The sequence below is a fragment of the Pseudogracilibacillus amylolyticus (SeqCode) genome (assembly GCF_051918545.1).
Taxonomy (GTDB): domain Bacteria; phylum Bacillota; class Bacilli; order Bacillales; family Amphibacillaceae; genus Pseudogracilibacillus.
This window is the reverse complement of the sequence record NZ_JBPPZG010000138.1, coordinates 1-9998: the sequence shown is the minus strand read 5'-3', so window position 1 is coordinate 9998 and position 9998 is coordinate 1. Positions and strand designations below refer to the sequence as shown.

The following is a 9998-nucleotide window of genomic DNA, read 5'->3' as shown; positions in this document are numbered from 1 at the left end:
CTGTAGCTCAGCTGGTTAGAGCGCACGCCTGATAAGCGTGAGGTCGGTGGTTCGAGTCCACTCAGGCCCACCATCTATGAATTTACATACTTTTGGGGCCTTAGCTCAGCTGGGAGAGCGCCTGCCTTGCACGCAGGAGGTCAGCGGTTCGATCCCGCTAGGCTCCATCAATAAATGTCTACGAGTTTTATACTCGTGGATGTTTATTTTTTTACAGACCACTTTTGGTTGAGATTTTAAATATAATAAGCTATATTAATAGTAGATAAAATAAATAAAGATAGAGCAAGCTGACTCTCAAATTAGGCTTGTGAGAAGTGCGAATGCACGATGTGCTCTATAAGTATTAAATTTAATAAAATAAACCTTTATATTAAACATATTCCACAGTAGCTCAGTGGTAGAGCAATCGGCTGTTAACCGATCGGTCGTAGGTTCGAACCCTACCTGTGGAGCCATTTTATGCTTCCATAGCTCAGCAGGTAGAGCACTTCCATGGCAAGATAAACATCATTTGAATATTTCACCATGGAAACCCTATTGTATCAACAGTTTTGGCTGTTATTTATTTTTAAACTTTCTGTTTCCAGTGACGACTTTCTTACTTGCCGGTATAGTTTAATGGTAAAACATCGCCATGGTAAGGCGACGATGTGAGTTCGATTCTCACTACTGGCTTATTTTTATACCTCAAAGAACTCCGAAAAACGTTGAGCCGAATCCTAATGTACCAGCGGAGGAACACGTGAATAAATATTAATATTATTGAAGGTGCAAAGTTATATAGGGGATACTCTAAGTGTCTTGTTATGAATGGCTATCGATATCCTTACATTAGGGTCGTTGATCATTCATATTACGATTGTTGGGTTTTAGTCTTTCATTCCGTTCATCATTTTGAAGCTTGTCATTGTTGTCATTAGGTTGATTTGGTGTAATTCTATGATTGTTCATATTTTCTTCGTTAATATCTTTTTCAAAGTTCCGTTCAAGTTCCGTCGGATAATCTGAATCGTTTATTCTGTTGCTAGTATCCTCAATTGGCGGAGGCTGATTATCCGCAGGGGCCTGATTTTTATTATTCATTCCGCAAGCTGTAATAAATACTAAAGACAAAACAAGCGCAGTTACCTTCATCATCCATTTACTACTCAAAATATTTCCTCCTTCTAAAAAAATGTAATTTGATCGATTAGTTTGGCTAGTTGTAAGGAAATTCATACAAAATAATCAATATTGTACGGACCAGAGTCTAGTCAGAAAGAACCTTGATTGTTACATTTCAGACCAATTGGCCGCCTTTTTTAAAATAATTCATGATACCCTCTGACGCTCTATATGCCAAGGCTCCCATAGTACCCGTAGCATTATATCCGCTATGGTGGGGGTATGCCGAGCCGCCGACTACAAATACATTATCAGCATCCCACATTTGTAAATATGAATTAACTGCAGAAGTTGCTGGATCATCACCCATAATAACTCCTCCTGTATTGTGAGTGGCTTGATACGGTCTAATATCATAATGATCTAATTCATCAGGTTCAGATAAAAAATCTGCACCCATCTCTTTGACGATTTCACGGATCTTTTCACTTAAAAAGTGTCCGCGATTTCTATCCGAATCGGAGTAGTCATACGTTAGTCTGATAAGCGGCCTTCCGTATACGTCTTTGTATGTTGGATCAAGATCCAAGTAATTATGGATATGGGGTAATGACGCACCTTCTGAATAAAGACCGAATGACCTGTTAAAATATTTAATGGATTGTTTTTTAAATTCTTTTCCCCAACTTGGTGTACCAGGGGGCACATTATTGTTGTTGATTGGCCTCGCGGCTGATTGTGCCACGGTAATGGAGCCTCCATGAATGAAATCTAGATCAGTATGATCAAAATTATCGCCATTATAATTATCAAGTGTGGCTGCAAGCGCCCCAGATCCCATATAAACATTAAATTTTTTATCATTGAAGAATCCGGTAGTTCCAACATCTATTTGATAACAATAGTTTTTGCCAATAACCCCTTTTTGTGTTTTTGGATCGTAGGGTGTTCCTAGTTTGGATAAAAGTAATAATCTACTATTGTTAAATGTGTAACTTGTTAACACTACTACATCAGCGGGTTGTTCATACTCTATCCCTGTTAATGTATCCACATATTTGACTCCGGTAGCCTTTCCTCCTTTATGGAGTATTTCAATGACTTCAGAGTTTGTACGCAATTCAAAATTCCCGGTTTTCTGTGCAGTGGGTATAACCGTTATTATAGGTGATGCTTTCGCTCCGTATTCACATCCGAATCGTTCACAAAAACCATTATACTGACAGGGGTTCTTAACAATGCCATCCGGGTTTTCATATCTCTCAGATGTATTTGCTGATGGTGATTGAAAGGGATCAAGTCCCATTTTTTTTGTTGTCTCTTTAAAAAGATCCAACATGGGTGTACTTTTCATTGGGCCGGTAGGAAAGTCATTTGATCTAGGCCCGCGATTGGGTGTTTCCTCACCGGATATTCCAGCCATTTTTTCAAATTGATCGTAATAGGGCTCCATTTCATCGTATGTAATTCCCCAATCCTGAACGGGTACATCAGATGGGATCTTTTTTTTGCCATACTTATCAATTGTTTTTGATCTAATTTCAAAATCATAAGGCAAAAAGCGATCCAACAGACCATTCCAATGAACACCAGCACCACCGACACCATTACCTAACAAAAAAGAACCATATTGTCTCATGGGCAGAGCCCTTTGTTTGATGTTGTTTCTAAATGTTAAAGTCTCCCGTGAAAGATCCTGCATTAATTCATAACGAAGGGCATAACGTAGCTCATCATATTTTAAAGAAAAATCACTCGTATTTCTGTCTCCGCCGCGCTCTAATCCTACAACTTTATGTCCTTGTTTGGATAACTCTGCGGCGACTATCCCACCGGTCCAGCCTACTCCAATTGTTACAACATCCACTTTATCCAATATTTCCGCCATGGTCACATCCTCCTCATCTTTTATTGATAATCATTTAAAGCCTTTGGTTTTATTTTTATAAAATCCTCATTTTCAACATCATCGAAATAACTTAATTGCGCTCCTGGATACTCCTTCATTTTCCATCCATCCATATTTTTATTTCCGCCATATGATGGATCAGCGTAGACCCCCTCCAAAGTTGCTGTCCGCAAAAGGTCAAAAAATATACTGGAATGAATGCCCGTCATTTTAATGTCATCTTCCTCGAGAGCTTTCAGAATTTTATCTTGTTGTTCACCATCTAAATCCTGAAATTTTCCATCATATTCTTTTTCACTATGATCCTTTATCGCTTTTATACCGATTTGAAAGATTTCCTGGCGGTTTAAACGATTTTGGTATCCTTGATTTGGCTCCCCTTCATAAAACGGGCCTTCTCTGTATTCCTTAGCATTTACACCCCATAAACCGGCTAATTGACGGTCTATATAGTAGGGCACCCCTAGTTTAATAGCACCTGGTCCGATATCGTCTTCAGGGAAAATACGTTCAGTCGCCATGGAAAGCACTTCAAAATCATCTTTTCGCTTAAAAAACTGTCGTGCTTCTGTGTAATCTATTTTGAGTGGTGCAGGCATCTCTTCTTTTGTTTTAAAAGGGTTTCCAACAAGTCCCCCTAACAAGGCCCCGCCAACGACCCCACCGGCTGCTATTCCTGTGTTTTTAAGAAATGATCGTCTTGATAGATCAATCGAATCTTCCTGTAGATCTTTAGAATCATCATCTGACATTATTATTTCCTCCTTGCTGGCAGTATGAAAGTCTGTTTAAGGAGATATTATTCCTTTTAATTTTCGAATTATACAATTTTCTGAGTTAATTAAACTGAGAGTTAACTTGACATGAACATTTATAATGAGTTACTAGGCATCGAAGTGCTAGATCACTTAGCAGTAAATAGTGATAACAGTTTTACTAGCCTGAAAGAGGGGCTATATTTAAAAGGGAGAAACAACTCCCTTTTTTCTTCAAGATATATTTGTATTTGTCATTTAATAAATGTAGGTTTTTTGTTGTAAGATTACTCTTAGTGTTAAGGGTTTGTTGAGAGAAGTGTACAAATGGGAACTGAAATGGCAATCGGCTTAGTAATTGGTATATTTTTAATTTGGGCTGGATATATAGTTCGGACAAAACAGGTATTTTCCCTTCTAGCAGGTTTCGGAGAGTCGTGGGAGCCTGTTAATAGAGAAAGACTAGGGAATAGGATTGGTTTTCTTTTAATCATTTAATAGGGTTTTATGGTCTTTGATCCCAGGGTTCTAATGTACCAACAATTGTATTATTTTCATTTCCTTTAATCGCTCGGATAGTTCCTTCAGATATTTCTTTATGGGTTAGCCAACGTGAGGTAGTTTCATTATAAATAAAACCTAGTTGCACTTCTTTTATGTTACAATTTTTTTCCGTATTGTTTACCGGTGTTATAATTTTGGCTAAATCACCACTACTTTTAATAATAACTAACGTCCATTGTTTGTTTTCCTGAAGTGTGGATATTAGCTTTATTATTGTTTGAATTGCATTTGGAGCTGTCCCGTGAATCCAAGCAACAACCATATTAATTGGACCGTGCTTTATAAATGAATGAATAATCTCCTCTTTTAACCACTTGTTATCTGTATAATCCAAAACTCGAACTTCTAATCCTTGTTCGCCATACTTTCTATATAGTTGAGAAAGTCTATGTTTATTTCTCCCAAACGTGATTGTATGCTCTGCATGTTTTGCAATCCAACCAGACGCTTCTTGAAGCATACCTGTACCACCGAAAATTAATACATGACCTAGATTCAATTTGATTTTCTCCTTTATATTATTTTGTCTTGACGAAGCGAATATAAATAAAATAGCATTACAATAAAGATAATGGCTGCGATAACGAGATAACTATAATAATTGCCTACCTCAAGTAATATTCCTAAAATGAATGGTCCAAAAAACATACCAATTTCATATATGAAATAAAACGTACTTCCAGCTAAACCTGATTCTGTCGCTTTTGTCCTGTCTAACGTCCAAGCTATGAGGCCAGGCATTGCGCCCCCAATACCTAAACCAAACATAAAGGGAACAATGAGTGCCAGTAGTGGATGGTTGATCATACCGATTAAAATCATCGACAAGATTATTAATAGGAGACCAGGTAAGATCGCCCATATCCTGCCTTTTTTATCTGAAAGTGAACCAAATGTCATTCTAGCAAGTACCATTGCAATTGCGAGCACCATCAAATAAATTCCTACATTTGATAAACCAAGATCTTTGGCAATGAGTGGTGCAAATGTAATATACCCCCCAGATGCAAAACCTAACGTAGCACCAACCACCCCTGGTAAAACAGCTTTTGGTGAGAACACGCGAAATTTATTGTCGTTTTCTGAATCCATTTTGCTTTTTTGCGATTCTTTAGATGGAACAAGACCTAAAATAGCACTTATTAATGCAGTTATTCCAGCAGTCACAAAAGTAATAAACCAACCAAAATCTTGCATGATCCAAATTGCAATCACTGGTCCAACTGCACTGGATAAATTATTTGTAATACCCCACCAACCAACGGCTGCTCCTCTCTTTTCTTCTGGAGCTACTTTTGCCATTTGAGCCAAAGAAGCGTTTAAAAAAATTGCTAGACCAAATCCTTGGATGAGCCGAAAAAAAGTTAACAAAAAGATGTTTGTCGTCAAAGCCATGAATGGTGAAGTGAATGCCCATGCGATTGCTCCCCAGAACACAAATTTACGAGTTCCCCATTTATCGACGGCCCAACCAGACAATACTCTTCCGACTAATGCCGCTAAAGCGCCGGAACCAACAACAAAACCAACTGTTGATTCTGAATAACCATGTCCATCTAAATAAAGAGGGAATAAAGCTCCATGGAAAAATACAGATGTCCAAAAGAATAGTGCAGACATACAAACGAGTAAAAAACTTTTCGTTAAGAGATTTTCTTTTTGTTCGTCGATATCCTCTTTTTTTTCTTTCTTTACTGTTTCTAATTGACTCAAGAACATTGACACCTCTTTTCTGTTATTTATTAAGACGAGATTCGTTTTGAATTGCTTTCTAGTAACCTTATCTTACAAATAAATAATGCAGCTGTCTTCAGTACAACGAATGAATAACTTGCAAAAGAAAACCCTACTTAATTAGTAGGGTTCGTTACAACTTTAGTCTGAATGATCAAATAAATTATTTTTTAATGCAAAAATTGCAGCCTGTGTACGATCGTTTAATTCTAATTTGCTCAAGATGCTACTAACATGTGTTTTTACCGTTTTTTCGGTAATATAAAGTTTAGTAGCTATTTGTTTATTATTTTTTCCAAGAGATATTTGATGAAGAACATCCATTTCACGAGGTGATAATGAAGCTAAATTTCGTTCGTTTATTTCGTTCGTTTCATCTGCCACATGAGATAAAAGCAACTTCATCGCTTTCGGATGAAGTTGCTGCTCGCCGCGATAAGCCGAATGGATTGTTTTAACTAATTCATCTGGTTCAATATCCTTGAGTTGATAGGCAACTGCACCGGCCCTTAATGCTGGTAAAACATAATTTTGGTCAGAGAAACTTGTTAACACAATGACCTTTACAAAGGGATATCGTTCGGTTATTTTTCTTGTTGTTTCGATTCCGTCCATTACGGGCATTACTAAGTCTATTAAAACGATATGAGGTGTTAATTGTTCGATTATTTCTAGCGCTTCTCTTCCATTGTTTGCCTCGCCTACAATTTCAATATCTTGTTGCGTATTCAAAAAGAATTTTAACCCTTGTATAACAACTTGATGATCATCGACGAGCAGTACTCTTATTGTCATGTAAATTCACTCTTTTCTCCAAGGGATTTCTACTGTAATAGTAGTCCCTTCATCGATTTTACTTTGGATAAATAATGACCCACCAATCTTTTCAGTACGTTCTTTCATTGTATGTAGTCCTAACGACCATTGACTTTCTTGCATATCTGATTTAAAGCCTTTTCCTTGATCAGAAATTTCTAGAAAAATTGTTTTAACCGTTGATTGTAAGTTAATCAATACTTTATGTGTGTTAGCATGTTTTTTAACATTATTTAAAGCTTCTTGACCAATTCGCCAAAGTGCTTCTTCGATTTCTGTTGGAAAACTATAAACACCATGAACTGTGTCTATAACAGATAATCCAAGTTTCCTACCATAATTTTTCCATGCAGTTATAAGACCCCCTTCTAAGCCGACTGGACGTAATTGCCAAATTAGCGATTTCATTTCAGTGAGTGCACTCTGTGTCATTTCTTGTATATGATCCATTGCATGCTGAAGTTCATGATTTTCTTCTCGTATCATTTCTTTAACAGCTCTGCTCGTTAAGGATAGAGAAAAAAGTTTTTGATTTACTGAATCATGTAAATCTCTAGCAAGTCTATTCCTTTCTTCTAGAACTAGCATTTTTTGCTGTTTTGCATTGATTAACATCTCTTCAATAGCTATAGAAATATGATCAGCAAGTAATTTTAACACTTCCAAATCACTTGCAGAAAACGAATTATATGATTTTCCTCCGACAATAATGATTCCCTGTTTTGCCTCCCGAGACACGACAATAGGTACGATAATTGAAGATGGATATTCCGGAAGGTCGAGTAAATCCATTGTTGAACTGACATCGATATTGTGCATGATTTGCTTCTTGGAAAGAGATTTTTTAATATCATGAGGAAGGTTATCTAGTAGCATTTCATTTGCTTGATAATTCTTATTATTAGTTTGATTACTAGCATGAAGTTTGAGCGCATTTCCTTCCTTTATGTAGAAAGCAATAAACGGCCATCGAAAAACATGATGTAATCGATTAACCACCTCTTGTGGGAACATATTAAAATTGGATAGACCAGAGATATAACGAACTACTTCGTCTAGTAAAGCTAAACTTTCCGCACGTTTCATTTGAGAATGATAGAGTTTTGTACGTTTTATAGCGGTGCCAATTTGATAAGCAACTGATTCAAGCAGTGTTAATTCATCTTCTGAAAAAAACTGTTTATTTGGAGAAGCAACATTTAAAATACCAAACTGTTCTTCACCATCTGACAAGGGTACCGTAGCATGGTGGGTAATAGCATTTGTATTACCCCAATCATTTATTATCGCATTTCTCAATCGTTTACATTCAATGATATTAATCGGTTTCATTAACTTGCCATCCCAATAATTATTCAAACAATAGCAAGTACCATTGCACATTGCCTTATAGTTACCCCAAGATAAAGCAGGCGGCAAATGGTGGCTCGCCATGAACGTATAATGTGGTTTTTTACCGTCAACGAGAAAAATCCATCCCGTCTCTAAACCTGTTACTTTTAAAAGTTTGGAAAGAACCGATTGTAGCATCCCTTCTAATTCATAGGAACGATTTAAAGTCTCTGCAATTACTTTCAAAACTTCTAAATCGTCTTTTTTAATTTTTTCCTTCAAAATGCTTCATCCTTTTCATTTTATAAGATGGGGGACTTCTTATTAAAAAAGTGTACTAACTTGATTTGAACAAATGTATGTCGCGCGAATAGGATATTTCGTTTAAATCATAAAATAATAATTAGTACAGTGTGGAAATTAGTAAAAAAATAAATTATAATTTGTTCCTATTTTAACATAAATTTCATATGTTTTTATAACTTATCACGACAATGAACTGTTGTATAAAGTAAACTTTGTAATGTTTTGAAATGGAGTTTAGGAGTGTTTTACGTCTTTTACACTAATTGTAATCCTGTTGGTAGTAACAGAACTGAGCTTTTGTTATTTTAATTATACATTTTAAGTTGCTTTAGAACCCAAGCTTATATAAGTTTTAGATAGAGTGATATACTAGCAAGACTTTACTAAGCTTTTACGTCTTTTTTATTAAAAATGCCTGGTGCTTCTTGTACCAAAATATTGATCGGTATACTTATAATGGTCAACAAATGGCTACTATGATAGTAGCAACAGCTCTCTCCTAGATGAAATATCTCCAGTAAATGCACACATAAAAAAGCTTCCCTTGAACAGAGTAACTTACTTCGTTTAAGAATTAGATAAAATAAAACAGTAGTTTTATATATCCCACATCATTCATACGCTTTACAGACCTTTAAAACAAAAGCCCACTCCTTTAGGTATGGGTTGATTCAATTTTAAAATTTAAAAATTAAAAAAGTTGAAAAGCATCCGAACGAGCGTTGCCCTTTTGTTCGAAAGATTGTATAATGAATATAAAACAAACGTTCGTTAAGGGGTGTTCGAATATGGGGAAAAATACTTCGCCCAGTTTTGTATTATCTTTGGAATTAGAAAATAATCCGCTCATTTTTTCTGTCATCGAAGATGAACTGGAAATCTGCAGAGTAATGTACAATACAATTTTAGGGGAATATTTAAAGCTGGAGCACCAAATGAAGCGTGAAAAAGCGTATAAAAAGTTGATTCGTCAGTATAAAGCAGTATCTGGAAAGTTAGAAAAGAATCCAAAAAATGAGCACTTAAAAGCAGAAAAGAAAACAATTCAGGAAAAACTGAAACAATTAAGAGAAAAGTACCAATTAACGGAATACGCCTCTCACAAATGGATAAAGCCCATACGCGAACATTTCGGCAACAAAGTGAACGCTGCCGTTGCACAAAAAACAGCATCTAGAGCCTGGAATACGTTCAGCGGCAAATTGTTCGGGAAAGCAAAAAAGGTACGTTTCGTTCGTAAGGGTGATATGGATAGTTTTGAAGGGAAAACAAACACCACCGGCTGGAGATTTGTTGATGGATTCGTCGTTTATAAAGATCTACATATAAAATTAAAAGTTAAACCAAATGATGACTATGTATCGGAAGTCTACCAAAAGCTTAGCGGGCGAAATTCTTTTTCTTATAGAAAGGGCAAAGAAACAAAAAATGATTTTTATCGTGTGAAATACGTTCGGATCGTAAGGAAAGTAATT

9 protein-coding genes and 3 tRNA genes are annotated in these 9998 nt (G+C 36.2%); 5 read left to right on the top strand and 7 right to left on the bottom strand.

Annotated elements, in window-relative coordinates; genetic code table 11:
* The first annotated feature begins 94 nt into the window (after positions 1 to 94).
* From ACPYKA_RS14435 to ACPYKA_RS14425, 3 genes are all read left to right on the top strand, one after another.
* Positions 95 to 167, top strand: a tRNA-Ala gene (locus ACPYKA_RS14435).
* Positions 168 to 383: 216 nt separating this feature from the next.
* Positions 384 to 458 (top strand) — tRNA-Asn (locus ACPYKA_RS14430).
* 149 nt (positions 459 to 607) lie between these two features.
* Positions 608 to 678, top strand: a tRNA-Thr gene (locus ACPYKA_RS14425).
* A gap of 156 nt (positions 679 to 834) precedes the next feature.
* Here the strand turns inward: ACPYKA_RS14425 and ACPYKA_RS14420 are convergent.
* From ACPYKA_RS14420 to ACPYKA_RS14410, 3 genes are all read right to left on the bottom strand, one after another.
* On the bottom strand, positions 835 to 1155 hold the full coding sequence (locus tag ACPYKA_RS14420) for a hypothetical protein (RefSeq protein ID WP_479542934.1): 321 nt from the start codon (positions 1153 to 1155) through the stop codon (positions 835 to 837).
* Positions 1156 to 1282: 127 nt separating this feature from the next.
* A complete protein-coding gene (locus ACPYKA_RS14415) occupies positions 1283 to 2995 on the bottom strand; it encodes a GMC family oxidoreductase (protein ID WP_479542933.1) in 1713 nt (570 codons plus the stop codon).
* Positions 2996 to 3015: 20 nt separating this feature from the next.
* Positions 3016 to 3768: a gluconate 2-dehydrogenase subunit 3 family protein gene (locus tag ACPYKA_RS14410; RefSeq protein WP_479542932.1), complete on the bottom strand. Its 753-nt coding sequence runs from the start codon at positions 3766 to 3768 to the stop codon at positions 3016 to 3018.
* Positions 3769 to 4098: 330 nt separating this feature from the next.
* Between ACPYKA_RS14410 and ACPYKA_RS14405 the strand changes: the two genes are divergently transcribed.
* Positions 4099 to 4269: a hypothetical protein gene (locus ACPYKA_RS14405; RefSeq protein WP_479542931.1), complete on the top strand. Its 171-nt coding sequence runs from the start codon at positions 4099 to 4101 to the stop codon at positions 4267 to 4269.
* A 7-nt stretch (positions 4270 to 4276) separates the two neighbouring features.
* Here ACPYKA_RS14405 and ACPYKA_RS14400 read toward each other — a convergent pair whose 3' ends face one another.
* The 4 genes from ACPYKA_RS14400 to ACPYKA_RS14385 form a co-directional block, all read right to left on the bottom strand.
* Positions 4277 to 4834, bottom strand: a complete 558-nt coding sequence (locus ACPYKA_RS14400) for a Rossmann-fold NAD(P)-binding domain-containing protein (protein WP_479542930.1) — start codon at positions 4832 to 4834, stop codon at positions 4277 to 4279.
* A gap of 14 nt (positions 4835 to 4848) precedes the next feature.
* Positions 4849 to 6078, bottom strand: coding sequence for an MFS transporter (locus tag ACPYKA_RS14395; protein WP_479542935.1), 1230 nt, complete (start codon positions 6076 to 6078; stop codon positions 4849 to 4851).
* A gap of 132 nt (positions 6079 to 6210) precedes the next feature.
* Positions 6211 to 6864: a response regulator gene (locus ACPYKA_RS14390; RefSeq protein WP_479542929.1), complete on the bottom strand. Its 654-nt coding sequence runs from the start codon at positions 6862 to 6864 to the stop codon at positions 6211 to 6213.
* 6 nt (positions 6865 to 6870) lie between these two features.
* On the bottom strand, positions 6871 to 8499 hold the full coding sequence (locus tag ACPYKA_RS14385; protein ID WP_479542928.1) for a GAF domain-containing sensor histidine kinase: 1629 nt from the start codon (positions 8497 to 8499) through the stop codon (positions 6871 to 6873).
* A 773-nt stretch (positions 8500 to 9272) separates the two neighbouring features.
* Here ACPYKA_RS14385 and ACPYKA_RS14380 point away from each other — a divergent pair.
* Positions 9273 to 9998: nuclease/transposase family protein (locus ACPYKA_RS14380; RefSeq protein WP_479542927.1), on the top strand; the 726-nt coding region annotated here is incomplete at its 3' end.

Coding starts and splice junctions, on each gene's coding strand:
- ACPYKA_RS14410 (WP_479542932.1), bottom strand. CDS start 3,768: ATGTCAGATGATGATTCTAAAGATCTACAGGAAGATTCGATTGATCTA.
- ACPYKA_RS14390 (WP_479542929.1), bottom strand. CDS start 6,864: ATGACAATAAGAGTACTGCTCGTCGATGATCATCAAGTTGTTATACAA.
- ACPYKA_RS14405 (WP_479542931.1), top strand. CDS start 4,099: ATGGGAACTGAAATGGCAATCGGCTTAGTAATTGGTATATTTTTAATT.
- ACPYKA_RS14415 (WP_479542933.1), bottom strand. CDS start 2,995: ATGGCGGAAATATTGGATAAAGTGGATGTTGTAACAATTGGAGTAGGC.